This is a genomic window from Variovorax sp. ZS18.2.2, assembly GCF_024701975.1.
Lineage (GTDB): Bacteria > Pseudomonadota > Gammaproteobacteria > Burkholderiales > Burkholderiaceae_C > Variovorax.
In genome coordinates this window covers 377,285-402,366 of the sequence record NZ_JANLNM010000004.1, presented here as the reverse complement: position 1 = coordinate 402,366, position 25,082 = coordinate 377,285, and the positions used below count along the sequence as shown (strand labels likewise).

24 protein-coding genes are annotated in these 25,082 nt (G+C 65.7%); 2 read left to right on the top strand and 22 right to left on the bottom strand.

Annotated features, from left to right (window positions below):
- Window positions 1-77: 77 nt before the first annotated feature.
- From NU688_RS18755 to NU688_RS18690, 14 genes are all read right to left on the bottom strand, one after another.
- Entirely contained in the window at window positions 78-470 is a 393-nt protein-coding gene (locus tag NU688_RS18755; RefSeq protein WP_257862299.1) for a carboxymuconolactone decarboxylase family protein, read from the bottom strand.
- Window positions 471-512: 42 nt separating this feature from the next.
- Window positions 513-1,151, bottom strand: coding sequence for a phytanoyl-CoA dioxygenase family protein (locus NU688_RS18750; protein WP_257862298.1), 639 nt, complete (start codon window positions 1,149-1,151; stop codon window positions 513-515).
- A gap of 21 nt (window positions 1,152-1,172) precedes the next feature.
- Complete coding sequence (locus NU688_RS18745; RefSeq protein WP_257862297.1) at window positions 1,173-2,417, bottom strand: lipopolysaccharide biosynthesis protein; 1,245 nt, start codon at window positions 2,415-2,417, stop codon at window positions 1,173-1,175.
- Window positions 2,418-2,422: 5 nt separating this feature from the next.
- Entirely contained in the window at window positions 2,423-3,688 is a 1,266-nt protein-coding gene (locus NU688_RS18740; RefSeq protein WP_257862296.1) for a hypothetical protein, read from the bottom strand.
- The gene (locus NU688_RS18735) at window positions 3,685-4,749 is read right to left on the bottom strand and encodes a glycosyltransferase (protein ID WP_257862295.1); all 1,065 of its coding nucleotides are present in this window, start codon (window positions 4,747-4,749) and stop codon (window positions 3,685-3,687) included. The genes NU688_RS18740 and NU688_RS18735 overlap by 4 nt, the downstream gene beginning before the upstream one ends.
- 12 nt (window positions 4,750-4,761) lie before the next feature.
- On the bottom strand, window positions 4,762-5,919 hold the full coding sequence (locus NU688_RS18730; RefSeq protein ID WP_257862294.1) for a polysaccharide pyruvyl transferase family protein: 1,158 nt from the start codon (window positions 5,917-5,919) through the stop codon (window positions 4,762-4,764).
- Window positions 5,916-6,986: a hypothetical protein gene (locus NU688_RS18725; protein WP_257862293.1), complete on the bottom strand. Its 1,071-nt coding sequence runs from the start codon at window positions 6,984-6,986 to the stop codon at window positions 5,916-5,918. Before NU688_RS18725 ends, NU688_RS18730 begins: the two co-directional genes overlap by 4 nt.
- The gene (locus NU688_RS18720) at window positions 6,983-7,708 is read right to left on the bottom strand and encodes a sugar transferase (protein ID WP_257862292.1); all 726 of its coding nucleotides are present in this window, start codon (window positions 7,706-7,708) and stop codon (window positions 6,983-6,985) included. The genes NU688_RS18725 and NU688_RS18720 overlap by 4 nt, the downstream gene beginning before the upstream one ends.
- 329 nt (window positions 7,709-8,037) lie before the next feature.
- Window positions 8,038-10,299, bottom strand: coding sequence for a polysaccharide biosynthesis tyrosine autokinase (locus tag NU688_RS18715; RefSeq protein WP_257862291.1), 2,262 nt, complete (start codon window positions 10,297-10,299; stop codon window positions 8,038-8,040).
- Window positions 10,296-10,751: a low molecular weight protein-tyrosine-phosphatase gene (locus NU688_RS18710; RefSeq protein ID WP_257862290.1), complete on the bottom strand. Its 456-nt coding sequence runs from the start codon at window positions 10,749-10,751 to the stop codon at window positions 10,296-10,298. Before NU688_RS18710 ends, NU688_RS18715 begins: the two co-directional genes overlap by 4 nt.
- A gap of 19 nt (window positions 10,752-10,770) precedes the next feature.
- Window positions 10,771-11,925: a polysaccharide biosynthesis/export family protein gene (locus NU688_RS18705; protein WP_257862289.1), complete on the bottom strand. Its 1,155-nt coding sequence runs from the start codon at window positions 11,923-11,925 to the stop codon at window positions 10,771-10,773.
- Between the two features lie 903 nt (window positions 11,926-12,828).
- Entirely contained in the window at window positions 12,829-13,032 is a 204-nt protein-coding gene (locus tag NU688_RS18700) for a hypothetical protein (protein WP_257862288.1), read from the bottom strand.
- Window positions 13,033-13,116: 84 nt separating this feature from the next.
- Entirely contained in the window at window positions 13,117-13,299 is a 183-nt protein-coding gene (locus NU688_RS18695) for a hypothetical protein (protein ID WP_257862287.1), read from the bottom strand.
- Window positions 13,296-14,330, bottom strand: coding sequence for an aldehyde reductase (locus NU688_RS18690; protein ID WP_257862286.1), 1,035 nt, complete (start codon window positions 14,328-14,330; stop codon window positions 13,296-13,298). Before NU688_RS18690 ends, NU688_RS18695 begins: the two co-directional genes overlap by 4 nt.
- 114 nt (window positions 14,331-14,444) lie before the next feature.
- Between NU688_RS18690 and NU688_RS18685 the strand changes: the two genes are divergently transcribed.
- Window positions 14,445-15,068 carry a TetR/AcrR family transcriptional regulator gene (locus NU688_RS18685; RefSeq protein ID WP_257862285.1) on the top strand — a complete coding sequence of 208 codons (624 nt, stop codon included), beginning with the start codon at window positions 14,445-14,447 and terminating at the stop codon, window positions 15,066-15,068.
- Between the two features lie 7 nt (window positions 15,069-15,075).
- On the opposite strand, the gene NU688_RS18680 is transcribed toward NU688_RS18685, so the two are convergent.
- The 8 genes from NU688_RS18680 to NU688_RS18645 all read right to left on the bottom strand — a co-directional run bounded on the left by NU688_RS18680 (window position 15,076) and on the right by NU688_RS18645 (window position 24,066).
- Entirely contained in the window at window positions 15,076-16,041 is a 966-nt protein-coding gene (locus NU688_RS18680) for an alpha/beta fold hydrolase (RefSeq protein WP_257862284.1), read from the bottom strand.
- An 11-nt stretch (window positions 16,042-16,052) separates the two neighbouring features.
- Window positions 16,053-17,480: an aldehyde dehydrogenase family protein gene (locus NU688_RS18675; protein ID WP_257862283.1), complete on the bottom strand. Its 1,428-nt coding sequence runs from the start codon at window positions 17,478-17,480 to the stop codon at window positions 16,053-16,055.
- Window positions 17,477-18,808 carry an MFS transporter gene (locus NU688_RS18670; RefSeq protein WP_257862282.1) on the bottom strand — a complete coding sequence of 444 codons (1,332 nt, stop codon included), beginning with the start codon at window positions 18,806-18,808 and terminating at the stop codon, window positions 17,477-17,479. Before NU688_RS18670 ends, NU688_RS18675 begins: the two co-directional genes overlap by 4 nt.
- A complete protein-coding gene (locus NU688_RS18665; RefSeq protein WP_257862281.1) occupies window positions 18,805-20,199 on the bottom strand; it encodes an ATP-binding protein in 1,395 nt (464 codons plus the stop codon). Before NU688_RS18665 ends, NU688_RS18670 begins: the two co-directional genes overlap by 4 nt.
- Window positions 20,190-20,858 carry a response regulator transcription factor gene (locus NU688_RS18660; protein ID WP_257862280.1) on the bottom strand — a complete coding sequence of 223 codons (669 nt, stop codon included), beginning with the start codon at window positions 20,856-20,858 and terminating at the stop codon, window positions 20,190-20,192. The genes NU688_RS18665 and NU688_RS18660 overlap by 10 nt, the downstream gene beginning before the upstream one ends.
- On the bottom strand, window positions 20,855-22,090 hold the full coding sequence (locus NU688_RS18655) for an MBL fold metallo-hydrolase (protein WP_257862279.1): 1,236 nt from the start codon (window positions 22,088-22,090) through the stop codon (window positions 20,855-20,857). The genes NU688_RS18660 and NU688_RS18655 overlap by 4 nt, the downstream gene beginning before the upstream one ends.
- Window positions 22,090-22,749, bottom strand: a complete 660-nt coding sequence (locus tag NU688_RS18650; protein WP_257862278.1) for a class I SAM-dependent methyltransferase — start codon at window positions 22,747-22,749, stop codon at window positions 22,090-22,092. Before NU688_RS18650 ends, NU688_RS18655 begins: the two co-directional genes overlap by 1 nt.
- Window positions 22,750-22,998: 249 nt before the next feature.
- On the bottom strand, window positions 22,999-24,066 hold the full coding sequence (locus NU688_RS18645; RefSeq protein ID WP_257862277.1) for an agmatine/peptidylarginine deiminase: 1,068 nt from the start codon (window positions 24,064-24,066) through the stop codon (window positions 22,999-23,001).
- Between the two features lie 99 nt (window positions 24,067-24,165).
- On the opposite strand from NU688_RS18645, the gene NU688_RS18640 reads away from it, so the two are divergent.
- Window positions 24,166-25,065 carry a LysR family transcriptional regulator gene (locus NU688_RS18640; protein ID WP_257862276.1) on the top strand — a complete coding sequence of 300 codons (900 nt, stop codon included), beginning with the start codon at window positions 24,166-24,168 and terminating at the stop codon, window positions 25,063-25,065.
- Window positions 25,066-25,082 lie beyond the last annotated feature (17 nt).

Below are 25,082 nucleotides of genomic sequence, written 5' to 3'. Positions count from 1 at the left end.
CAAGGAGGAGCGAAGCGGGGGACATTCGCGAAACAGAGCCCACCGCCGGCGCGAGTGCCGCCCCGAACGCAGAGAACTTACTTGTCGAACGCAGGATCGACAGGCACGCGATACCCGTTGACCAGCCGGTTCGTCTCGTTCGCCATCCCGACCACGCCCATGAGCTCGCCGAACATCTCGGGCGTCATGCCAGCCTTCTCCGCGCCCGCGTGGTGGCTTGCGATGCAGTAGCCGCAGCCGTTGCTGACGCTCACCGCGAGATAGATCATTTCCTTGACCACGGGGTCGAGCGCGCCGGGCGCCATCACCTCCTTCAGGCTCGACCAGGTGCGCTTGAGCGCCGCGGGGTCGTTGGCCAGGTACTTCCAGAAGTTGTTGACGTCGGGCACGTTGCGCGAGGTCTTGATGTCGTCGAACACGGCCTTCACTTCGGCGGAGGCGTCTGCGTAATCGATCGGTTGGGGTTTCATGAGGTCTCCTGTGTCAGCGGTGTGGCGAGGATAGTCCGCCCCTCATGCCAGGCGAGGTCCGTGGTCTCTGGCGGCCGGGGGCATGAGCGGCGGCCGGTGCCTCAGCGCGAGCGCGTCGTCCGCATAGAGGATCGCGAACGCCCTTCGCTTCTCGTTGAAGTTCACGCCGCTCGCGCCCGCATGGTGCAGCGACCGGTAGTTGAAGGCCACCACGTCGCCCGCGTCGACCTCGTAGCCCACGATGTCGAAGGCGCGGCGGTTGGCCTCGATGTCGCGCACCTCGATGCGGCCGGCCCAGCCGCGCTCCACCTTCCAGAGGTGCGAGCCGCGCACCACCTCGATGCCGGTTTCGCGCGGCACGTGGTCCACCGGCATCCACACGCGCACGATGCGGTGGCTGTCGGCGAGGCCGTACGAGGTGTCCTGGTGCCAGGGAGTACCCGCCATGGAGTCGCTGTCGAACAGCTGGTCGTAGATCCAGCGCAGCCGCCTCGTCACGGTCAGTTGTCGTGCGACCTCGCCGGCACCCGACTCGAACATCACCTGCTCGTGCTCGACGCCGTCCTGCGCGCGCCGCACCCACTCCGGCGAGATGATCTGGCGCAGGCACACCACGCCATCCCGCAGGAAGCGCAGGCGCTCGTCCATGCGGACGTCGCGGAGCAGAGGGTTGATGTTCATGGCGGATTGCCTCTCGGCCTCTCAGGCGCCTTGTTTCCTCGGCGTTCGCATGAACACGAACAGCCAGCCGATCATCAGCGCGGCCATGCAGGCAAAGCCCAGGGTCATCGCGTGGATGGTCTGGATGTACGAGACCGGTGGCTTGGCCGCGAGCATCGAGATGCCGAACACCACCGCCCCCACGACCGAGCAGAACAACAGCGCGCCCGGCCGCGCGGCAGCACGGAAGCCCGTGCGCAGGCACATGGTGAGACCGAAGATGGCGGGCGCGTAATAGAAGGGCGAGAAATCCATGTGCCGGTAGTTCTCGCCGAAGGCCAGCACCACGAGGTGCGGCCCGAGCAGGCCCAGCACCACGCCGGCAACTTCGGCGATCAGGAACCCGACCACCACGAACATCACGAAGAGCCGGTGCACGCTCCTGCGGTCTTCGGCATGCCAGCGGGCCGCCAGTTGCGGCAGCAGGTAGTAGCCCAGCGCCGCGAGCACGTACTGCATCGGCAACAGGAAGGTGATGTAGATCTTGAGCAGGCCACCCTGCTCCGAATCGGCCGACGAACCCAGCAGCAGGATGGCGCCGCCCGTCATGATCCAGCTCATGAACTGCGAAAGGCTGGCCTTCCAGCCGTAGGCCATCGATTCCTTCACGGTGAGCCCTTGCGCATCTTTCGCAACAGGCGGTGCAGGCAACGCGGGCATGACGTTGCGCAGGTTCAGCAGAACAAGGACCAGGAACGGGAGCTGGAGCACCGAGACCAGCAGCAGCGCCTCGGCCCATGTCGCGGGCTTCTCCACGCCGAGCACCGCGACATACCCCACGCTGATCAGCACGCCGGTGATGCACAGCATCGCGTAGCGACGCCCGGTAAGCAGCAGACTGCGCGAGAGCCAGAAGATCTCGTAGCCGACGATGAGCGCCACGCCCACCCAGCGCAGTTGCCCGGGAAACACGATGAGCTGCCAGCTCAAGTAACCCACGAGCGAGAAGAGCGCCACCAGCCCCCAGCTCGTCCACGCCGCCGACCGGCTCACGTAGAAGCGCCGGATCAGCAAGGGCTCGTGCACCATCGCCGTGTGCAGGATGTACTGGAAGCTCACGACCGCCAGGAACGCGGAGGCGATGCCGAAATCCGAAGGCGACAGCACGCGCGCGAGCGCAAAGCTCAGCAGCAGCTGGCTCGCGCTGTAGATGCACTGGTCCGCAATGGCGAAGACAGGGCCGCCGAGACGTTTACGGAGTCCCGAAAGGCGGGCAATGAGCGCCATCGCATCTAGTCCGAGATGGACAGCAGCACGGGATAGGCCGAGGCCTTTGCGGAGAACCCGCCGTCCGCGCGGGGCCCGCAACTGCCGCGGCGCACCTGCGGGAAAAAGTCGACGCGCGTGCACTTCTTGCCTTCGGCGACGGGGACTGTCACGTCCTTGTCTGAGCCGGGTGTCCACAGCACATGCAGCAGCGCGTCGTCGCGCTTCAGGACCAGCTGGTTCACACCCTTCGCGTCGTCGTACGAAATCTTCTTCGAGTGCCTGGCGATCTTCAGGAATTCGGTGAGCGCGGAGAACGCCTCCTTCTTCTCGCCCGCGTTCGACATGATCCCGAAGTTGTCCTCCTTCGAGAACGACGAGCGGCCACGGTCGCGCCATGCATAGAGGTTCAGCAGCTTGATGTCGGCTGCGGCGTTGATGAGGTACTCGCGAAAGACCAGCGAAGCCTGCATGCTCTGGCTGCGCACCGGCAGGTACGAGGCATAGCCCCATTCGGAGATGGCGATGCCGGTCTTCTGCAGTTGCCGCTGGTCGAGTTGCGCGCGCAGCTTCCCGTAGTCGGCGAAGGCGGTCTCGGGCACCGGACGGTACGGGTGGATGGAAATGTCGGTCAGGCAATCGGACTTCGCGGCCGCGACGAAGGCGTTTTCCAGTTGCGCCGGCACCTTGCCGCCCACGAAGGGCAGGTTCGCGAAACCGAAGCCAACGACGATGTTCGGCTGCACTTTCTGCCGGGCCATGTTGGCGCACAGCTCCGACGATGCGGCCTCGAAGTCCGACAGCAGCCCGGGGTTCAAGAAGGTCTTGTGGTCGGGCTCGTTCCAGACTTCCCACACGGCCACGTCGTCGGTGTGCGCCTTCATGAAGCCGACCGCGAAATCGGAGAACAGGCTTTCCTTGCGGGCGCCGGCGCGCAGGTCTTCAGGCTTCGAGCCCCAGATCGCATTGCCGCCGAACAGCGTCACGATCGCGTCGAGCTTCGCGTTGCGCACGCGCTTGATGAGGCGCGGGTAGTCGATGAGGCTGGGGTTCACGCTCTTGAGCGGCGGGCGCACGCCGAAGCGCACGAACTCGAAACCGGCCGCGCGGATTTCGTTGAGGTCGGCGTCGGTGATGGTGGCGGGGTCGATCTGCACGCTCAGCGCCACCGGGTAATCCGTGTCGATGCCGCTCACGCCCCGGGCTTGCGCGGGATTGCCCGCGAACATCCACACGCCCAGCAACGCAAGGACCTGCAGGAAGCGCACGGCGCGGCAGGAAAAGCTCTTCATCGGAGAACCGACTCCTTGTACAGGTTGACGATGGCGGTGTTCATGCGCTGCGAGGTGAACTTCTCCTCGAAGATCTGCCGCCCGGCCTGCCCCATCTGCCGCAGGGCCGCATCGGAGAGGCCGTCGATGTCGCGCAGGGTCTGGTCCATCTGTTCGAGGGGAAAGAGCCGGCCGCTCTTGCCGTGCTCCACGATGTCGACGAGGCCGCCGACGGCCGAGGCGAACACGGGTTTGCTGCGCGCCATCGCTTCCACCGCGACGAGGCCGAAGCCTTCCCACCGCGACGGGACGATGGTGGCATCGCACGCGCGGTAGACCGCGTCGAGCGCGTCTTTCTCGAGCCAGCCCTTGAACTCGACGTGCTCGGGCTGCGCGAGCTGCAGGTCCTTGCGCACGGAGTCGCCGACCACGATGAGCTTGAAGTTCGGCCGCACCCTCGCGTACGCATCGAGCAAGGCGTCGATGCCTTTCTGTTTGTCGAGCCGGCCGACGAAGAGCACCTTGCGCGGCTCGGCGGCGCTCGTCGGCATGCCCTGCTGCACCGGCTCCATGCGGTCGATGCCGTTCGGAATGCACTGGCAGCGCAGGATGCCGAACTTCTCGGCAATCCGGATCTCGTGCTTGCTGATGCAGATGATCGCGTCGCTGCGCCAGGAGAGCAGCCGCTCGATCCAGCGGTAGGCCACGTTCTTGTACGCGGGGCCGGTCTGGTCGAAGGCCCATCCGTGCGAGCAGTAGACGATCTTCACGCCGCGCGGAACCTGCCCGGCGAGCGCCATGGCGCGCACGACGCCGCCGGCGATCGAGCTGTGCAGGTGAAGAATCGCCGGGCGCTCCGCCTCGATGATCTTGCGCACGCTCTTCGCATACCCGAGCAGCGCCGAGGCCTTGCGCGCCGTCGGCACGACGTGCGTGTTCTCCGCGCCCAGCCAGTCGACCTGCCCCGGCAGCACGAACTTCACTTGGCTGATGTCAGGCGAAGTGGTCTGGTGGCGCGCGACGATGCGCAGGTACGTCTCCAGCCCGCCCTTGAGCGTCTCGGCAACGTGCAGTACTTTCATGATGAGGCGTGCTCAGATGAGGGCATGCGTGCCGGCGATGACTTCGCCCTGCAGCACATCGAGCCGTTCGCGATTGGGGTTCTTCTCGCGCAGCAGCTCCAGCACCGAGGCCTTGAGCTGGTCCGGGCGCGGCGACAGGTCGAACAGGTACTGCGTGCGGCCGGTGAGGCGGAAGAACGATTCGACCTTCTTGTCCCAGTTCATGCCCACCGAGGGAATGTTCAGGCTGTAGGCCACGATGTTCGCGTGCAGCCGGTGCGCCGCGATGCACGAGCACGCGCTGATGAGCGCGACGAGGTCGTCGGGGCGCTTGGGCACGAGGAAGGCGGTTTCCGCCGCGTCCGCGCTGACGGGGCGCGCCGAGATCTCGGCCATCACGCGGTTGTCTTCGGCCGCGCCGTTCGTGAAGTACAGAACGCGCGCGCCCTCCTTCTGCAGCGCCTCGGCGAGGTTCGCGAAGAACTCGGCCGAGCCGATGGCGTTCGCTTCGCCGTACTCCGAGTTCATGACCAGCGCGTCGAGGCTGCTCACGCAGATGCCCACGTCCCATTTCTTCTCGGTCGAGAGTTCGCCGGAAAAGGCACTCTCGCAGACCAGTGCCGGGTCGGGCACCACGCGGATGTCGGGCCGGGGAATGCGGAAGATGTCGTGCAGGTTCTTCGCCGACTCCGCATCGCGGGTGGCGAAGAAGACGGGCGCGGCATTCTTGAAGAACTTGTTGACGAGCACCTTGCCCCAGTACGACCACTTGGCCGTGACGCCGACCGACACCACCGCCACGCGCTTGCCGCGCAAGAGGCGGCTCAAGAGGAACAGCTTGGCCGGGAAGTTCAGCGCCACGTCGCAGAAGAGCTGACCGCCGCCGACGATGACGAGGTCGGCATCGCTCACGGCCGCCTTCCAGTGCGGGCGCCAGCGCTGGAAGTAATTCTTCAGGCAATAGGCGAACACGATGGCCGAGCGCAGCAGCGCCGGCAGCTTCTGGAAAACACCGAATGCGCCGCCGCCGCGCAGGTTTTGCTCGTCGAATCCGTGCCGCCCGGCAATGTCGAGAAATTCGACCCGGGCGTCCGGGTATTTGAGGGCTGCAATGTGCGCCAGCGACGCTGCAATGACCCCGTCGCCGAGGTTGTCGCTGAATGGCACGGCGCAAATCAGGATTTTTTTCATCTGAGGAATGGTTTTCTCTCGGCAACCTTGATGGCAATGAGATAAAGCAGCACCGAGGTCAAATGGCGGGTGAAACTGCCGAGATCGGGTTCGAATATCAATTGCACCAATATGTGGGCAATGAAAAGACTGGCAAAGAATCTGGTTTCGAAGCGGTCATGCCCGCGCCGGGCTTTTTTCCGGGCGCGGTAAAGAATGATCAGCATGACGCCGATCATCAATTGCATGAAGAAATCACTGGGCGTCTGGAAATACAGAACCGGCGTGATCAATACCGTACCGGCATAGACGTAATTGACCAGAAACCCGGGGCCGCTGGCGGGCGACGCGATATTGGTAAAGGCTGTCCGGTTGTCGCTGCCTATTTGCTCCGCATAAGCGTTCGACGTGTCCCGCGGCGATTGCAATGTCTGCAAAATACTGGACGGCGCTGCCATGATTGCACCCGCCGCAACAATAGCTGCCAGCACGTGGTATTTGAGCGGGCGCCGCCAGATCCAATAGACGACGAAGAACACGCCAACGATCAGCAAATAATATTGCCGGACGAATATTCCATAGACCGCGTACAGGAAAATAAACGAGATGAAGGTGTATTTCTTCGAGGTCCGGAAATAGATCGCCGACACGGTGATGAACATCGTCATGATGAGCACCACCGTTTCCTTCGACGGCGCAAACATGTTGAGCATGATGCACGGCGCAATCAGCAGCAATCTCGCAAAGAAATCCCCGGCCCGACGGATATCGTGGGTCGCGAACAGCAGAAACAGCGCGCTCACGCTGCAGGTGAAGACATCCAGGTTGTCCACGCCGATGATGCCGAACAATGCCGCGGTGATCGCGAACGAATTGTCCAGATCACCGCCCGCACCGCCGTAATTCAGGATCTCGATGATTTTTGCCGAGTCGACGCTCCATTTATCGGGAAGCGAATCCCGAAAATAGACGTAGATGACCGTGTAGATGAACACGATCGAAATCCCGGCAATCGCATAGGGGTTGACGCGCCCCGAATTTCTTTTTGTTGTTGTCGCTGGATATCCCTGCTGGATGGCGTGGCTCACCGCGACCCGTGACCGACCGCGACCACCCATATCGTTCTCAGGAAAATATCGACGTCCTTCCCGACGGAAAGCGTCTCGACATACCTCACGTCCAATGCAACGCGCGCGTTATAGGTCAGTTGATTGCGGCCACTCACTTGCCAGAGGCCCGTGATGCCCGGGCGCACGGCGCAGTAATGAACCCAGTCGTGCCCGTAGAGCGACTTCTGGTCGAGCATGCAGGGGCGCGGGCCGATGAGGCTCATCTCGCCCGTGAGCACATTCCAGAACTGCGGCAGTTCGTCCAGGCTGGTCTTGCGGATGAACTTGCCGAAAGGCGTGATCCGCGGGTCGTTTTCCAGTTTCTGGTATTCGTCCCATTGCCGGCGCGCCTCGGGATTGTTTTTCAGATGCTCCTCGAGCACCTGTGCCGAATTGGCCGTCATTGAGCGGAATTTCCAGAAGCGGAATACCCGCCCGTCTTTTCCATAGCGTGGCTGCGAATAGAAGACGGGCGCGCCGGAACTGATCATCACGCAGAGACCGATCAATACGAACACCCAGCCGAAGGCAATGAAGAAGAAAAGCGCGGCGGCAATGTCCACCGATCTTTTTCCGATTCGAAGCACGGCCGGATGGCGCACCCGGTTCTGCCCGATGTCGTAGGGCGATTCGCTGTGATGATTTTCCGAATTGTCCCAACCTTGCGGGACCAGTGATTCTTCGGGGCGGAGGTTTCTCATGGCTTTCTCCATCCAGCGGTGAAACGCGAAAGGATTTCTTTCGGAAGGTATTTCATTGGCGACGCACCTTTCCACATGCAGGCAAAACGCCTGCATTTCTTCGGTTATGGCCCTTGATTTTTTTGGCCGACACGACCCGCGCAAATGCCTCGTAGCTTCTGCTCTGCAAAAACTATTGCGCGGCCAACGGACTCGAATGACGTAGTAAGAATGAATGACTGTTCATTGTTACTACATAGGTTTGACTGAATACAAATTGAGTATGGACTCAATGCGCCCGTCTAAATGTCAAGCGCACCGAGATGAATTTAACTCCAATTTTTCACGGTCTAGGTGGAATCCCTGTTGGTTTTGTATGTGTATTGTAAGTGCTTGTAAGCACCAAACTTATAACCCCCACTGCCGGCATGGCGACGTGATAGGTCAATAGCATTCAGAATTACGCCATTTACCGAACGGCCCGCATGCGCAAGCCGCCGGACGCTTTCATTCAATTCGCCGAGCTGGGTCTTTTCGGCCCGTGCAACCAGCAGCAAGGTGCTTGCCAGCGGCGCCACAGAGGCGGTATCGGCGGCCACCAGGACGGGTGCCGTGTCGATGATCACGAGGTCATAACCGGGCGACAGCTTGTCCAGCACCTGGACGAAGGATTCGCTCATGAGCAATTCGGCCGGATTGGGCGGCAGCACGCCGGTGGTGACGATGTCCAGATTCGGCAGCACCGAAGGGCGCACGGCCTTTTCGTAGCTGAGGGTTCCTGCTATCAATTCCGACAATCCGGAAGACCTGGGAATCGACAGGAATTGATTGACACGGCCTTTTCGCAAATCCGCATCAATCAAAAGAACTCTTTTTCCGGCGGCGGCGGAAATGGCCGCGAAATTGACCGAAATAAACGTTTTGCCTACACCGGGCGTTGCACCGGAAATGAGCAGGCGATTGTTGGTCGCCTCCAGCATGGCGAACTGCAGCGCGGTGCGCAGGCTCCGCAGGCTCTCGACCGCCGGGTCCTCGGGCTGCAGGTGCGCGAGCACGTGCACGCCGGCCACCTTGTTCTCGATGTTCCGGTCGATCGTGCGCTGGGCGGCGCTCAGCGGAATGCTGCTGTAGACGTTGAGCCCGGTGTGGGTCTCGATCTCGCCCGGGTTGCGGATGCCGCCGAAGAACGAGCTGCGCGCCACCGCGGCCGCCACGCCGGCAGCGAGCCCCAGGATGAGCGCGAGCGCGATGACCAGCGGGCGCTTGGGCCACACCGCTTCTTCGGGAACGATGGCCTCGTCGAGCAGGCGCACGTTGCCGACCTTGCCCTCCTTGGCCAGGCGCATCTGCAGCGAGCTGTTGAGCAGCGACACATACAGGTCGGTGTTGACCTTGATGTCGCGCTGCATGCGCACGGTGTTCTGCTGCAGCTCGGGCATCTTGCGGATGCGCGCATCGATGCTGGCCAGCGCCGCCTTCCATGCCACGACCTGGGTGTCGAGCGTCTGCACCGCGGGGTGCTCGTCGGTGAAGCGCGCGGCGAGCTCGCGCCGCTTCTGTTCGGCTTCGAGCAGCTTGGATTGCAGGTCGACGGTTTGCGTGAGCGCGTTCTTGGCCTCGTCGTCCAGGCTCACCGTGCCGTTCTGGTTGCGGTAGCGGTTGTAGATGTCTTCGGACTGCTCCAGCTGCTTCTTGAACTGCGGCAGCGCGGTGTCGAGGAAGCCCAGCGTCTTCTCGGCTTCAGCCGCCTTGCGCTCCATGTTCTGGCGTACGTAGAGGGTGCCGATCTCGTTGAGCAGCTGCGTGAGCTTTTCGGGGTCGGCGCTCTTCCAGCTCACGTCGAGCACGCCCGACTGCTTGCCCTTCTCGACGACCTTCAGGGCGTCCTGCAGCGCGAGCAGCGTCTGCTGCGTGGACGAGCGCACGAGCTGGAACTGCGCGCCCGGCTTGCCGTCGATGCTGGTGACCATCAGGCCGAGGCTGCCGTTCACGACGTTCGGGATGTTCGCCGAGAGCAGCGTGCCGACGGTGCCCTTCATCGGCGTGTCGATGGCGGGGTTGCTCAGTTCGTACTGGCCGTTCGTGCCGACGGTCAACGTGAAGGGCTTGTCCTCGAAGTCGGGCGGCACGTCGAAGCGCGGCACGAGGATCTTCTCGGTGCCGGTGACGTAGCCCGAGAGCCCCATGAAGCCCGGCTCCGAAAGGTCGGTGGCGCGGCGCGAGAGGTAGCTGCCCACGAAGGGCGCATAGCGCGGCCGCGCGCTGATGTAGAGCCGGGTGTTCTCCACGGCCTTGCCGAGGATGGCGCGCGAGCGGAGGATTTCGATCTCGCCCGCGGCCGGCGTCTTCACGCTCAGGAGCGACGAGGCCGCATCGCCGAGGAAGCTGCCCGCGGAGTTGCCTGAGTCTTCCACCTGCACCGCGAGGTTGGCTTCGTAGACGGGCTTGCCCAGCAGCGCATAGGCCGTGCCGATGAACAGGAAAACGGCGACCACGGCCGCGACGAGCCAGCGGTTGTCGACCAGGATGTCCCAGTACTCCGCGGGATTGATGCCTTCGCCTTCGTCGTCCGGCGCTTGCATCGGTGGGGCGGCTTGCGGGGATGCATTCATGTGGGTTGATGCTCGGGTTTTGTGATCTTCAGGACGCGCTCGATCCACGAGCGGGCGCCGGCCTCGATGAGGGCCAGCGCGTCGGTGAATGCGGCTTCGCCTTGGCGGTAGGGGTCGGGCACGTCTTGCGCAAGGGTGTCGGCGATGCGGAACACCTTGCCGCGCACGAAGGGGTAGGTCGACTCGAGGTGGCGGCGCTGCGCGAGGTCCATCACAAGGACGAGGTCGGCCTGGCGGCACAGCAGTTGGCTCACCTGCTGCGCGACGTGGCCCGAGATATCGATGCCGCGCGCCCGCATGAGTTTTTGCGCGGTGGCGTCGGCCGGCTGGCCGATGAGCGCGCCGGTGCCCGCGGACACCACGCGCAGCTGCGGAAGGCCCGCCGCGAGCAGGCCCTCCGCCATCGGACTCCGGCAGATGTTGCCGATGCAGACTGTGAGCACGGATTTCATCGGTGGCCTCCTCGCTGGCTCATCGGTGGTTCATGTAGACGCGGTCGCCGATGTCCAGCACCTGGGCGGCCGGCAGGATCAGGCTGGCCACGCGGTTCCAGCTCACGAGCGGCACCGAGTCGATGTAGACAACGTCGCGCGGCTGCAGCGGAAAGCGGTCGGCCAGCGCGAGCGCGGCGGGATTCTTCGCGTTCAGGTGGAACACGGCCGGCGTGCCCTTGGCGGTGTTGCGCACGACGTAGATCTGCCCCGTGTTCGCGGTGCCCAGGCTCGCGCTGCCGGCTTCGCCGAGCGCTTCGTTCAGGCTCAGGCGCCCGTTGTGCATGAGCAGCGCCGAGGGACGCAGCACCTCGCCCATCACCACCACCTTGTTCTCGTCGCGGTTGCGCACCAGCACCACGTCGCCGTTCTGCAGCGGAATGCTGCCGGCGCCGCTGCCCAGGTCCTGCAGGCGGGTGAGGTCGATGAGCGTGGTGCGGTCACCGCGCGTGAGCGTGACGAACGAACGGTCGCCGTTGGCGGTGATGCCGCCAGCGCGGTTGAGCGCTTCGGCCAGCGTCATCGGCACGTCGGTGAAGATCTGCAGCCCCGGCGTGCGCACCTCGCCTTCGACGAACGCGCGGCGGCTTCGGAAGGACTGGATGCGCACCGTGACCTGCGGCTCCTTGATGTAGCGCGCGATGCGCTTGGTGATGAGATCGGAGGCCTCGATTTCGGTGAGGCCCTGCATCTTCACGCGGCCGATGTACGGAAAGCTGATCTCCCCGTTGGCGCCGACGATGAAGCCCGGCGCCACGCTGATGCCGGTCGGATCGACCTGCTGGGAGATGACGGCGCCGGCGTTGGGCAGCAACTCGGGGTGGTCGTAGACGATGACGCCCACGACGTCCCCCGGCCCGATGGTGTACGGAGCCGCTTCGCCGAACAGCGCCTTCACGTCAGCCGGCACCGCGGTCGATTGGGCATCGGCCATCGCGCGGATGAGCGCCGGCGAAATCGGCGTGAGCGCGCCTTCGGGCGAGCCGTCGGCGGACAGGGCCGGCGCCGGACCCAGGTCGGGCTCGGAAGCCGCCATGGCGCCGAAGCCCGGCGCACAGCCCTGGAGCAACATCGCGCCGGCCAGGGCAGCGCTCCACCCCATCAGGTACACGTAGCGTGTCAAATTGATCTCCATTGCAAAACTGGTTTTTCTTTCAACTGCGGTGCATATGCAAAGGTCGAGCCCGCTCGGGTCGGACGGACCTTTTGATCGCGGTGCACCGCAAAGCGAATCCGTGATTTATCGGTGCACGGGTCGAAAACTGAATTGTCGCTGCGCCCGAAGACCCATTTTTTCGTCGTGCAGGCGAAAGAAACGTGTCTATACGTGGCGCAACCCTGTGCAATGCATGGGTATCTGCCATCGCACTCTTCGGAACACTGTTTTCACTGGGAAAACCGGTGCTGGAACAGCATTCCGGAATGCCATTTTTGCGTTTGGAATGGCGACTTATTAATTACCCCGCCAAGCGGGGAGATCGTGGTGTGTGTGCCACAAAATCGGATTTCTGAGGGTTTTTGATATTGCACGCCCTTTTGTAAGCGTTTGTGTTTTCGTGCAGTGTAGGAGAACTTCCCGAGTGGAGAACGATGGCGACGCCCTTCAGCCGGGCATGCGGCAGCACCCGCAAGGGGCACCGCGACGGTGATCCACGCCCCGATTCGAATGGTTGTAGGTTTTTCGATTTACCTGGAATTCGGTTTGCACGGCCGCGAGTGGCACCAATATCGTGCAACCATTGCTCACAAAGTTAAATGAATAATTTCACATTCATTTTTCAGCTAAAACTTTTGCATTGTTTTTCAATTGAAGTCATCCAGATGCCACGGATCTTTCGCATTTCGGTCATGCAAATCCGGCCTAATCACCAAATCGGAAGGGTGAATCAGAAAAAAGAATTCAGGCCGAATGTGGATATACGAATTCCCCGATAAGAGTTATCGGGGAATTCGGGCGCGCAGGCGCGGGGCCGTTAAATGAAAAAGGCCTCCGTGAGGAGGCCAATGATCGATGCGGGCCGGTGGGCCGTGAGGAGGCTTACTGCTCCAGGTCGTCGCCGGGCTGGCCCAGCTTGTCCTTGGTGGCGCGAACGCCGCGCAGCACCAGGAACAGGGTGATGCCGACAAGAACGAGAAAGCCGACGAGCGCCCAGCCACCCATGCCGAAGGCCCACCACCAAAACAGGCCGCTCAGTGGCAGCAGCACCACGGCCAATAGCAGTTCGATGAAGATCAAGCGCATTTGTCTCTCCCCCTTCGCTCGGGCACGCGTCAGCCCCATGGGTGTGTAAAAAATCGCTACGCGTGTCGGGTGCGAGAGGATAGCCTAAGAAAAGCCGAGGATATGCAGGTCCCTGGACGCTGCATAGAGAGTATTTGCGCTGAACCTGTGCACCGGCTGACCGCGCACTTTCCCGCTTCTTTTCGGCACACCCCGCGGGTCGGCCAGCGCCTGGCGCAGCACCTCGGTGCCGGCAAAGCCGGTGGCACCCGTGAGGATGCGCTTCATGCCGCGCCTGCGGGCAATCCGGGCAACAGGCTGCGCGCGCAATCGGCCAGCGTTTCGGCCGCCGGGCGTGGCTGCCAGCCGAGCAGCGCCTTCGCCTTGGCATTCGAATGGCGGTGCTTGCGGCCCAGGCGCGGCGTCATCGAACGCAGCGACGGATCCAGGAGCGACAAGAGGCGCAGCAGCATGTCCGGCATCGCGCGGGTCGGCACCTTGGCGGCCGCGCTGCCGAGCTGGTCGCGCAGCGATTGGGCGATCTCACGCATCCACATGAATTCCCCGACCGCCAGGAAGCGCTGGCCCGCAGCCTCGGGCGCGGTCATGGCGCGGATGTGCGCATCGGCGAGGTCGCGCACGTCGACCACCTCGAAGCCCAGGCGCGGCGTGCCGGGCATGCGGCCTTCGAGCATGCGGCCGATGACCTGCACCGAGCCCAGCGTGTCGCGAGACAGCACCGGGCCGAACACCGCACCCGGCAGGATGGTGGCGAGCGTGGTCGTGGCGGGCGCGCTCTTCATGAAGTCCCAGGCCGCGCGCTCGGCGAGCTGCTTGGACTTGCGGTAGGCGTCGGCATCTTTTTCCGTCGGATCGAACCACACGGATTCGTCGCTGAAGCTGTCAGGGCCGGTGATCGGCGGCGTGGCCGCGGCGGCGGCGGAGGTCATCACCACGCGGCGCACGCCGGCGCGGGTGGCCGCGCGCAACACGCGCAGCGTGCCGTCGAGCGCGGGGCGGATCACTGCGTCGGGGTCCTTCGGTGCATCGATGCCGAGCGGCGACGCCACGTGCAGCACGTAGGCGCAGCCTGCGACCGCCTCGTCCCAGCCCGCGTCCTGCGTGAGATCGGCCACATGAAAACTCAAGCGCACGCGGCTCTCGCGCCCGGCGACCGCCTCGACCGCGGCGCGCACGCCCGCTTCCTTCGACAGGCTGCGCACCGTGGTGCGCACGGCATAGCCGCGCTGCAGCAGCAGGGCGATGCACCAGCCGGCGACATACCCGGTGCCACCAGTGACAAGAACAGTTTCGACCATGGAAAGGACTCCGATACCAAAAATACCAAGGGGGAATCCGGCAGGTGCCGGATTCATGTCTACAGCCGTATACTAATCAAACTCCAATCCAATGTCTACAGCCGTATACACGCCATGAGCACTTCCGAGGTTTCTTCCGCAGAACCGGCGCGCAAGCGCAACGCCGCCGCCACGCGCGAGGCGATCCTCTTGTCCGCGCGCAAGGCCTTCGCCCGTGCGGGTTACGACGGCGCCGGGGTGCGCGAGATCGCGGCCGGCGCCGGTGTCACCGCGATGTTGGTCAACCGCTATTTCGGATCGAAGGAGCAGCTCTTCGCCGAGGTGGTGGCCGAGGGCATGAAGCAGCCGATCATCCTGAGCGAGAAGAACATCGGCTCGACCACCATGGCCCGGGACTTCGCCAAGGCGCTCGTCGCGATCACCGACCCGCATGCACCGGCGCTCGAGGGTTTCCAGGTCATGCTGCGTTCGGCCTCGAGCCAGCGGGCCGCGGAGATCGGCCGCGAGGAAATCGAGAAAGGCCACCAGCGCACGATGGCCACACTCTTGCGCGGCCGCCTCGCGCCGCAGCGCGCCGCGCTGCTGCTGTCGCTGGTCGCGGGCGTGCAGGTGATGCGGCAGATGGTCGGACTCAGCGCGCTGGCCGATGCCGACCCGGCCGCGCTGGTGAAGCTGCTGGAGCCGCTGATCCAGCAACTGCTCGACGACGGCAAGACGCCCAAGCCCCCGAAGGATTGAGGCTGGCTCAGCGCCCCTGGCGCTGCTGCGCCTGCATGAACGGCAACGCCGCCGCCAGCACGGCCGGCGCCTCGCCGAAGGTGATCGCATGGCCCTTGCCTTCGAGCTTCGCAAGCTTCATCTGCGGCACCGCTTCGGACAGCACGGCGGCCTGCGCGATCGGATTGACCTTGTCCTCGGTGCCCCACACCGCGAGCACCGGCAGGCCCGAGCGGCCGAGCGCCTTGTAGTCGTCGGGCTGCCAGGCGGCGTCGTAATGGCGCAGCGTGTTGAGGATGCCGCTCGCGAAACCGTCGTAGCGGGTCTGCGCCTGCATCCAGCGGTTCAGGCTCTCGCCGTCCGGTGAGCCGGCATAGGCGTCGGCCATCATGCCGCGCATGTTGCGATTGCCGAAAAAGTGGAACACCGCATCGCCCACCACCGGCCAGAGCAGCGCGCCGTTCACCACCTGCACACGCCCACCGCCCGCGGGTGCCACCAGCACCACCGAGCGCAGCCGCTGCGGATGGCTCGCGGCAAACGCGGTGACGACCGCACCGCCCAGCGAGGCGCCCACGATGTCGACCGGCGCGCGGATGTCCAGCGCGTCGAGCAGTTGCGCGATCTGCGCGGCATAGAAGTCGCGGTCGTAGTTCATGTCCGGCCGGTCCGAGAACCCATAGCCCAGCAGGTCCGGAATCACCACGCGGTAGCCGGCGTCCACCAGCGGACGCTGCCATTTCTCGAACGCGAAGCCGCCGATCACGCCGCCATGCACCAGCAGCACCACCGGCCCGTCGGCGGGGCCGAGCACGCGCACATGCATCGTGCCGAGCGGCAGCTTCACGAACTGCCGCGCCTCGCCGGTCTGCAGCAGCGAAAGGCGCGCCGCGTCGTCGAGCCGTTCGCCCGCTTGCGTGGCGAAGGGCGTGCCCAGGAGCGAGGCCGACATGGAAAGCGCGGCCAGGGTCTTCTTCATCCAATGGTTCTTCATGACTGTTCTCTTCATTCCACAAAAACCGACTTCAGCTCGAGGTACTCCCTGATGCCGTACTCGCCGAACTCGCGGCCGATGCCCGACTGCTTGAAGCCCCCGGCCGGTGCACCGGCTTCGTCGAGCAGGTCGAAGCCGCGGTTGACCATCACCATGCCGGCATCGATGCGCTCCGCGACGGCGCGGCCACGCGCGGCGTTGGTGGTGCTGATCCAGCCCTGCAGGCCGTAGATGGAGTCGTTGGCGATGGCGATCGCTTCTTCCTCGGTGTCGTAGGCGATGACGGCCAGCACCGGGCCGAAGATCTCCTCGCGCGCGATGGTCATGCGGTTGTCCACGTCCACGAAGACGGTCGGCCGCGCGAAGCAGCCCGTTGGCAGATGGGACGGGCGGCCCGGTCCGCCCACGAGCAGCCGGGCGCCCTCCTCGATGCCGCGGCGGATGTACGCCTGCACGCGTTCGTACTGGCGTTCGTTCACCAGCGGGCCGAGTTGGGTGTCGGCGTCGGCGGGGCTGCCGACCTTCCATTGCGCGACCGCTTCCGCAAGCGCGGCCGTCACTTCATCGAGCCGGCTGCGGGGCACCAAGAGGCGCGTCCCCGCGATGCAGGCCTGCCCGTTGTTCGCAAAGCCGACCGCGAGCGCGAAGGGAATCGCCTGCGCCAGGTCCGCATCGTCCAGGACGATGTGCGCCGACTTGCCGCCCAGCTCCAGCGTCACGCGCTTCATCGTCTCGGCGGCGTTGCGCATGATCGTCTTGCCCACGGCGGTCGAGCCGGTGAAGGACACCTTCGCGACGTCGGGATGCATGGACAAGACGTTGCCCACGGCCTCGCCCGTGCCGTTCACGATATTGACCACGCCCGGCGGCAGACCGGCCGCGTGGATGCATTCGACAAGCAGCCGCGTCTGCTGCGCGCTCAGTTCGCTGGGCTTCACGACCACGGTGCAGCCTGCGGCCAGCGCCGGCGCGAGCTTGTTGCACACCATGAAGACCGCAGAGTTCCACGGCGTGATGAGCGCGGCCACACCCACCGGCACCGAGACCACCTCGGCCTCGCCGAGCTTCTTGCTGAACGGCATCGCCTCGAGCGTCTTCTTCATGTTGAGGAAGACCTTGGCCGCGCCTGCAATCGAGAACCGGCTGTGTTTCGCGACGCCACCGTACTCCTCGGTGCGCACCGCGATGTGTTCATCGAACCGCGCGAGGATCGCGTCGTGGATCGCCTGCAGGTAGCCGGCGCGCTCCTGCACCGAGGTCTTCGAATAGCTCGCGAAGGCGCGCCTGGCAGCCCCGATGGCGCGCCGCGCGTCGACTTCGTCGCCCAGCGTCACGCGCGCCAGCGGCGCGAGCGTGACCGGGCTGGCGAGGTCCAGCGTGGCGGTGCCGTGCGACGGAACGAATCGCCCGTCGATGTAGTGGCGGTCGATGATTTTCATGAAGACAAGGCTCCTGTGATGGGGGTGGATTCGCGATGCGCCTGTGCGATGGCGGCCACCGCATGGCGGCGGCCGAGGTGAAGCACGAGGGCGGCGCAGCCTCCGAAGAAGGCATAGGACAGGGCCAGGGCGGTGCCCAGGCCATCGGGGCCGCCGATGCGATCGCTGAGAAAGGCCACGGTGCTCGGCCCCAGCGTCATTCCGACGGCGTTGTAGAACATGATGTAGGCGGCCGAGATGCGGCCCCGGTACGCGTCGGGCGCCACGATCTGCAGCACGGCGCCGGAGACGCCGGAGAAAGGTTGCAGGAACTGGATCGCACCGAAGACCAGCACCACGATCGCGAGCGACACCGGCAGCGACGGCGCGAGAAAGAAGCCCAGCCCGCCGATCATCGCGACGCTCGCCGCCACGCGCGAGAAATGCCGCAGGTGCGCATCGCGCCGGCCACGCGCGAAGGCGCGGTCGACGAACCAGCCGGTCGACAGCACGCCCACCATTCCGACCGGCACCGCCGCCACAGCCAGGATCAGCCCGACGGTCTGCACATCGAGCCCGTGCACCCGCGACAGGTATGTGGGCACCCAGGCGGCTGCGCCGAAGACGGCGGCGCTGTGAAGGCCGAAGCCCGCGAAGTGGCAGGCGAGAAATGCACGCCGGCTGCGAACGAAATTCAGCCAGCCGTGCGCGGCCGATGCGCCCTGCCCGCCCGCTCGCCGCGCTGTCGAAGGCGCGATGAAGATCAGCAGCGCCAGTGCAAGACCCGGCAGGCCCGCCACCACGAACACCAGCTGCCAGGGCGCGAGCCCGTCGAGCCACGGCAGGCCCGCAACATGCCCCCACTGCCCGGCCTGCGCGAGCAGGAAACCGCCCAGGAGGTAGGAGCCGGCCGCGCCGATCTGCGCCCCCGAAGACAGCACGCCGATCGCCAGACTCAGCCGGTGCGCGGGAAAAATCCGCGCGACCACGGTCCACCCCGCCGGCTGCAGGATCGCCTGGCACAGTCCGACGAAGCAGCGCGCCACCACCATCTCGACGAAGGTGCCCGCGAGGCCGCAGGCGATGGTGGCCAGCGACCAGCCGGTCACGCCCAGGTAGATCGCCCACTTGCTCGAAAAGCGGTCGACCACCCATCCCATCGGCAGGCTGCCGAGCAGAAAGAAGATCGCGAAGGCCGGCCCCTGCAGCAGACCCATCTGCGCATCGCCGACACCGAGTGCATGGCGGATCGGATCGACCATCAGCGCGATGGCGTTGCGGTTCACCGAGGCCAGCACCGAGAGCACCAGCAGCACCGCCACCACGGACCACGAACGCAGCGCGCTCATGGCGCCGCCTCCGCCGGCGGAAAGACCAGCCGCACGCACAGGCCCGGATCGCCGAAGCCCGCGCCGGTCTCGATGCGCGCGCTGTGCATGCGCGCAATGCGCCGCACCAGCGACAGGCCGATGCCCGCGCCGCGCACGCCGGGGTTGCCGCTGCCCCGGTGAAAGCGCTCGAAGATCGCCTCGTGCTCGGCGGGCGGCACGCCGGGGCCGTCGTCCGAGATCTCCAGCACGGTGCGTTCGCGGCCGTCGATATCGCGGTGCGCGGTGCAGCGCACACGCACGCGCCCACCCACGAAGCTGTAGCGCAGCGCGTTGTCGACCAGGTTGCGCACGAGGATGCCGATCTCGTCGACATTGCAGTGCATGCGGCACGCGTCCACGGCAAGCTCGATGTGCCGGTGGCTGCGCTCGGCGTGCAGCTCGAACTCGCTCACCACATGCCGCACGATGTCGCCGAGGTCGCACCATTCACGCACCGGCGCATGCTCGCCAGCCTCCAGCTGCGCCATGTCCAGCAACTGGTCCGACAGGCGGCTCGCGCGCTTCACGCCCAGCAGCAGCTTGCGCAGCGCGGCATCGCGCTCGTCGTCGGCGCGGGCGCGCATCACCACCTCGAGCTGCGACTGCAGCGCCGCCAGCGGCGTGCGCAGCTCGTGCGCCGCATCGCCGATGAACTGGCGCTCGGCCTTGATCGACTGGTCCAGCCGCGCCAGCACATGGTTGAACGAATTCACCAGCGGCAGCAGTTCGGCGGGCAGCGCGCCGGTGGAGAGAGGCGTCAGGTCGAAGGCGCTGCGGCTACGCGTGTCCTTCTCCATCTTCGCGATCGGCTTCAACGCGCGGTGCACAGCCCACCACATCATCAGACCCACCAGCGCCATGCCCAGCGCGCCGAGCGAAACGGCCTTGGCCGAGTGCTTCTGGAAGTCCGCGTCGATCATGTCGCGGTCGTTGCCGACCTGCACGCGCACGCGGCCGCCCACGTCGGCCACCGAGTACACACGCCAGTCGCGGCCATCGACCACCACGCTGGAGAAGCCGTTCGCAAAGCCGGCGTTCAGCGGTGCCGATGGCGCCCCGGGCGTGGCGGCGATCAGGCGGCCCTCGCGGTCCCAGATCTGGAAGTTCAGCTCGTTGTTGTGGGCGATGACGTCGGCGCGCAGCGTGGGCAGCTTCGGTGCGTCGGAGGCTTCGATTCCCGCGGGCTGCATCTCGAGCAGCTTGATCGCCATCGACTGCAGCTTGTCGTCCCAGTTGCTGGCCTGGTTGCTCACGCTGAAGCTGTACATCGCGAGCAGCGCGGCGCCCCATGCGAGCACTGTCCACAGCACCAGCGCCCGGATCATCCGGCGCTCGAGCGAGCCGTTGCTGTTGTTGTTCGTCATGGGCATGGCGCGCTCCCGATCGTGTAGCCCTGGCCATGGACCGTGACGATGATCCCTTCGCCGAGCTTGCGCCGCAGCTGGTGAATGAACACCGCGGCGGTGTTGCTCTCGGCCGTGTGCTCGTCGCCGTACACCAGGCGCTGCAGATGGTCGCGCGTGAGCACGCGGCCCGGGCGCTCCATCAGCGTCAGCAGGGTACGGTACTCGTGCGCGCTCAGCGGCACGCGTTCGCCGCCGCGCGTGACGACGCGTGCCGCGGGGTCGATGCGCACGTCGCCGCACGCGAGCGCCGACACCACGCGCCCCTGGCTGCGGCGCACCAGTGCGCGCACGCGGGCGAAGAGTTCGTCGAACTCGAAGGGCTTGATGAGGTAGTCGTCGGCGCCCGCGTCCAGGCCCTTGATGCGTTCGGTGAGTTGCCCGCGCGCGGTGATGATGAGCACCGGCGTGGCGTCGTAGCGCGCGCGCAGCCACTTGAGCACCGACAACCCCGATTCGCCCGGCAGGCCGATGTCGAGCAGCACGCCCGAGTAGGTGTGGTCCGAGAGCAGCAGCCGCGCCGCCGACGCATCGGCCACATGCGCGATGCGCCATTCGTGCTGCCGCACGCCGTCGCAGACGGCATCGGCCAGCGGCAGGTCGTCTTCCACCAGCAGGAGGTTCAAACGGGCTTCTCCTTGCGGCACGCGTCGACCTCGAAGCGCTCCCCGGGCTCGCCCTTCTTCGTCGCGGCAACGGGCGCGGACGCGGCCGTCTGCCAGGGCAGTTCCGGCCACCAGCGCGCCACCGGGCGGGCCCGCGTCGGCTCGATGCTCTCGCCGGGACGCGGCAAGGCGACCGTCACGCCGGCGCACCGCGCGGCAGCCAGCACGCGCTCGGCCGGCTCGGTCCATCCGTGGTTCGCCTCCTTGAGCAGCGCCCAGTGCACTGGCATCAGCGTGACGCCGCGCACGAGCTGATGGGCGCGCACCGCGGCTTCGGGGCCCAGGTGCGTGTCGGGCCAGAGGGTGTCGTACTGGCCGGCATCGAGCAGGGTCAGGTCGAAAGGACCGAGGCGTTCGCCGATGCGTGCGAGTTCGCCGTGGAAGCCGGTGTCGCCGGAATACCAGACACGGTGCTTCGGACCGACGAGCGCGAAGCCGGCCCACAGCGTCTTGTCCTGCTGGCCGATGAATCGGCCCGACTTGTGGCGTGCCGGCGTGGCCGTGATCTCGATGCCGCCGATGCGGCGGGACTCCCACCAGTCGAGCTCGACGATGCGCTCGGCGGGAACATGCCATCGCGCGAGGTGCGCGCCGATGCCCGGCGGCACCACGAACAAGGCGTGCGAGGACTTCAGGCCTTCGACGGCCGTGCGGTCGAGGTGGTCGTAGTGATCGTGCGAAATGATCACCGCGTCGATGGCGGGCAGCGCATCGAGCGCGATCGGCGGAGGAAACCAGCGCTTCGGCCCCGCCCACGGGACCGGCGATGCGCGCTCGCCCCAGAACGGATCGATCAGCACGCGCACGCCGTCGATCTCGACCAGCGTCGAGGAGTGGCCGAACCAGGTCGCGCGCAGGCCCGATGCGGGCGGCTGGGCAAGCAACGCAGGGTCGGTGCGAACGACAGGCACGGGCGTTGCCGGCTGCACATCCGGCGTGGACGCACCGAACAGCAGGCGGCGCCAGGCGCCGGCCGCATCGGACCACTGCGGCTCGACGTTGTGGAAGCTGCCGTCGTGCCACTGCGGCGACTTCTGCAGCCGCTTCAGATGCTCACCGGATGGCGTGTCGCCAAGCGACGTGCAGCCGGCCGTGAACGCTCCCGCGAGCAACGTCGAGCCGAGGGCCAGCGCAGCCAGGCCGCGCCAGAGCCAGCCGCGACGCGTGCGCTTCGTTTGTCCGGAAGCAGCCATCAGCCGATCGCCTCGAAGCCGTGCAGGCGCACGCGGCCCGTGCCGACGCGGCTATCGCGCCGCGTCACCGCCAGAGGCTGGCGCCGGCTGATGCGATAGACCCGGGCCGGCGGCAGGTTCCACAGCGTGCCGCCGACGCAGACGGCCTTGAGCCCCAGGCGCTCCAGCAAGGCACGCGGAACCGGGCAGCGCGGGAAGTAGGTGAACTGGTAGAAGCTGCCCGCGGGGCGCAGCCTGTCGAAGGCGCCCGAGAGGATTTCCATCACGCGCCGCGGCGGCATGGTCAGGAGCGGCAGCCCGCTCACCACCGCGCCGAAACTGTCGGCCGCGAAGGGTTCGCGGCGCGCGAGCAATGTTGCATTCGCCTGCACCACCCGCGCACGCGGAAAACGCTCTCGCAAGGTGGCCGCGAAATCGTCGTCGCATTCGACGAGGGTCAGCGCGTCTTCGGGAATGCCGAGGTCCAGCAGCGCGCGCGTGAAGACGCCGGTGCCGACGCCCAGCTCGAGCACCGCGCCGTCGGAGGGCGAGATGCCGCGCGTGATGAGGCGGGCCAGCGTATCGCTCGACGGCGCGACGGATGCGACCCGCCGCGGGTCGGCGAGCCATGAGCGAAAGAAGCGGCTGAAGTCGGTGGTTTGGGAAAGAACGGTCCGCATGAAACGGGCTCCTGTTGGGCGACGCGGCGGAGCGCTTTCTTCGCTGCTTCCGCGTTTGTCTACACTCGTATACTAAATTGAATCGAAGCTCATGTCTACACATGTAGATTTTTGAAGACGACCCGTCGCGACGCGTGTGCAGGGATGTGCGGGAAGCGCAAGAAGGGCCGGTTCGTCGATCCGGCACCGATGCTCTCGTGAAGTTTTTAAGGACGCTTTAACGCAGCGCCCGAGCCGGTTCCGCCGAGTTCAGAACGCGCGCACGGCCAACCGGTTGCCCAGCATCGGCTGCTGCTGCGTGGAACAGTGCGCAGCACCGCCGCCCAGCGAGATGGCGCCGATGGGCAGCAGTTCGATCCGGCGATCGGGGAAGGCACGGCCGAAGACCTCGCGGGCCTCTGCGTCCCGCGGCACGTCGAAGGCGGTGGAGATCACGGCGCCATTGACGAGGATGTAGTTCGAATAGATGTCGCAGAAACGCGCGCTGCCGTGGTTCTGCACCTGGCGCGGCACGGGCAGGTCGAGGATCTCGAAGCGGCGGCCTTGTGCATCGGTGGCCAGTTCCAGGGCGCGGCGGTTCTCCTGCATCGCCCGGTGGTAGTCCCCCTGGTCGGGATCTGCCGTGTTGAAGAGAACCCTGCCCGGTGCGATGAAGGACGCGATGCCGTCCACATGCCCATCGGTTTCGACCTCGGCCGCGTGGCCCGGCAGCCAGACGATCTTTCGCACGCCCAGCATGCGCCGCAGCTCGGCCTCGATGTCCGGCTTGCGCATGCCCGGGTTGCGGTTGACGTGCAGCAGGCAGCTTTCGGTGGTCAGCAGGGTGCCCTGCCCGTCCACGTAGAAAGCGCCGCCTTCGAGCACCATTTCTGATTCGACCAGCGGCACCTGGGCCAGCGCCGCGATGTCCGCAGCGGCACGCTGGCAGCCGTCATGGGGCTGGTACTTCTCGCCCCATGCATTGAAGCGAAAACCGACCGCCGTCTGCGTGACCCGGTCCTCGTCCACGAGAAAGATAGGGCCGCAGTCGCGCAGCCAGTTGTCCTCCGCCGCGATGGGCACGACGGTCACGTTCGGCCCGCAGATCGCCCGGGCATCACCCGCCAGCGGCGCATGCGTCGCGACGATGCAGCGCTGGTAGCGGGCGATCGTTCGCGCCAGCAGGCCGAACGCCTGGCAGACCGATTCATAGTGCGCGCCCCAGAGCGCTTCGCGGTTCTCCAGCACCGGCCAGCCCAGCCAGGTCGCGGCCATGGGCTCCCATTCGGCGGGCATGCGCAGCCCGGCACGGCGCGCGTCGAAATCGTTGGAAATCAAGGTGTCCTTCTTGCGGAAATTTCAGAGGCGGCCACTCTGACTTGAACTCCTTCGATTAAAAAGCGATATTTTCTCAGCCCATTCATCGATCTGATTCATATGTCCAATGCCAAGCTGCCCTCCTTCAAATTCCTGATCGGCTTCGAAGCGGCGGCGCGCCTGGGCAACTACTCCCGCGCGGCGGAGGAGCTTTTCGTCTCGCAGTCCGCCATCAGCCACCAGATCGCGCAGTTGGAGGAGCAGCTCGGCCAGCCGCTGTTCCGGCGCAAGGGGCGCGGCGTGGAGCTGACGGTGGCGGGGGGCCTGCTGCTGGACAGCGTGGGCAAGTCGATCGAGCAGTTGCGCAACGGGCTCGCCCGCATCGAAACCTACATGGACGATCGCCTCGTCACGCTGGTCTGCCCCGCGCCCATTGCCAGCGGCTGGCTGCAGCCGCGCGTGGACCGGCTGCTGCAGGCGCACCCCGATCTGTGTCCGATCATCTCCGTCGACGAGAGCGCCCGCTTCATCGACGAACTGGACGTGGACATCGCGATCACCCTCGAGCCGCTCAAGCAGCCGGACGTGTTCGAGGTGCCGCTCCTGACCGACGAACTGGTGGCCGTCGGCCCGCCCCAGGGGGCTGCGGAGGATGTCGATGGAGATGCGGGACTCGGCCTGCTGTGCCTCGAAGCGGACCTCACGAGCGACCGCATCGGCCCCTTCATCCGCGCGCACTTCGGGGGCCTGCGCAAGGCCGCGATCTACGACGATCCGCGCCTCCTGCTCGACGCCGCGCTGCGGGGACGGGGCATCGCGCTGGTGTCCCGGCTGCTGGCCGACGAGGCCCTGCGCACCGGGCGGCTGCGGCATCTGGCAGCGTATCCGGGCTTGTCGCTCGGGACCGTCTGGATCTCGCGCACGAACGGCCCGTCGCGGCTGCCCCTGGTGCGGGAGGTGTTCGACAGCCTGCTGGCATTTTCACGCGAAGACGCGCTAATCATGAGCCATATCGATTGATATACCAATAAAAGATC

What these genes read in the sequence shown, in the direction of transcription:
- NU688_RS18705 (WP_257862289.1), bottom strand. Translation starts at nt 11,925, where the DNA reads ATGGAGATCAATTTGACACGCTACGTGTACCTGATGGGGTGGAGCGCT.
- NU688_RS18735 (WP_257862295.1), bottom strand. Translation starts at nt 4,749, where the DNA reads ATGAAAGTACTGCACGTTGCCGAGACGCTCAAGGGCGGGCTGGAGACG.
- NU688_RS18640 (WP_257862276.1), top strand. Translation starts at nt 24,166, where the DNA reads ATGTCCAATGCCAAGCTGCCCTCCTTCAAATTCCTGATCGGCTTCGAA.
- NU688_RS18755 (WP_257862299.1), bottom strand. Translation starts at nt 470, where the DNA reads ATGAAACCCCAACCGATCGATTACGCAGACGCCTCCGCCGAAGTGAAG.
- NU688_RS18675 (WP_257862283.1), bottom strand. Translation starts at nt 17,480, where the DNA reads ATGAAAATCATCGACCGCCACTACATCGACGGGCGATTCGTTCCGTCG.
- NU688_RS18690 (WP_257862286.1), bottom strand. Translation starts at nt 14,330, where the DNA reads ATGGTCGAAACTGTTCTTGTCACTGGTGGCACCGGGTATGTCGCCGGC.
- NU688_RS18745 (WP_257862297.1), bottom strand. Translation starts at nt 2,417, where the DNA reads ATGGCGCTCATTGCCCGCCTTTCGGGACTCCGTAAACGTCTCGGCGGC.
- NU688_RS18740 (WP_257862296.1), bottom strand. Translation starts at nt 3,688, where the DNA reads ATGAAGAGCTTTTCCTGCCGCGCCGTGCGCTTCCTGCAGGTCCTTGCG.
- NU688_RS18700 (WP_257862288.1), bottom strand. Translation starts at nt 13,032, where the DNA reads ATGCGCTTGATCTTCATCGAACTGCTATTGGCCGTGGTGCTGCTGCCA.
- NU688_RS18720 (WP_257862292.1), bottom strand. Translation starts at nt 7,708, where the DNA reads ATGAGAAACCTCCGCCCCGAAGAATCACTGGTCCCGCAAGGTTGGGAC.
- NU688_RS18750 (WP_257862298.1), bottom strand. Translation starts at nt 1,151, where the DNA reads ATGAACATCAACCCTCTGCTCCGCGACGTCCGCATGGACGAGCGCCTG.
- NU688_RS18710 (WP_257862290.1), bottom strand. Translation starts at nt 10,751, where the DNA reads ATGAAATCCGTGCTCACAGTCTGCATCGGCAACATCTGCCGGAGTCCG.
- NU688_RS18685 (WP_257862285.1), top strand. Translation starts at nt 14,445, where the DNA reads ATGAGCACTTCCGAGGTTTCTTCCGCAGAACCGGCGCGCAAGCGCAAC.
- NU688_RS18695 (WP_257862287.1), bottom strand. Translation starts at nt 13,299, where the DNA reads ATGAAGCGCATCCTCACGGGTGCCACCGGCTTTGCCGGCACCGAGGTG.
- NU688_RS18650 (WP_257862278.1), bottom strand. Translation starts at nt 22,749, where the DNA reads ATGCGGACCGTTCTTTCCCAAACCACCGACTTCAGCCGCTTCTTTCGC.
- NU688_RS18730 (WP_257862294.1), bottom strand. Translation starts at nt 5,919, where the DNA reads ATGAAAAAAATCCTGATTTGCGCCGTGCCATTCAGCGACAACCTCGGC.
- NU688_RS18665 (WP_257862281.1), bottom strand. Translation starts at nt 20,199, where the DNA reads ATGCCCATGACGAACAACAACAGCAACGGCTCGCTCGAGCGCCGGATG.
- NU688_RS18680 (WP_257862284.1), bottom strand. Translation starts at nt 16,041, where the DNA reads ATGAAGAACCATTGGATGAAGAAGACCCTGGCCGCGCTTTCCATGTCG.
- NU688_RS18670 (WP_257862282.1), bottom strand. Translation starts at nt 18,808, where the DNA reads ATGAGCGCGCTGCGTTCGTGGTCCGTGGTGGCGGTGCTGCTGGTGCTC.
- NU688_RS18715 (WP_257862291.1), bottom strand. Translation starts at nt 10,299, where the DNA reads ATGAATGCATCCCCGCAAGCCGCCCCACCGATGCAAGCGCCGGACGAC.
- NU688_RS18655 (WP_257862279.1), bottom strand. Translation starts at nt 22,090, where the DNA reads ATGGCTGCTTCCGGACAAACGAAGCGCACGCGTCGCGGCTGGCTCTGG.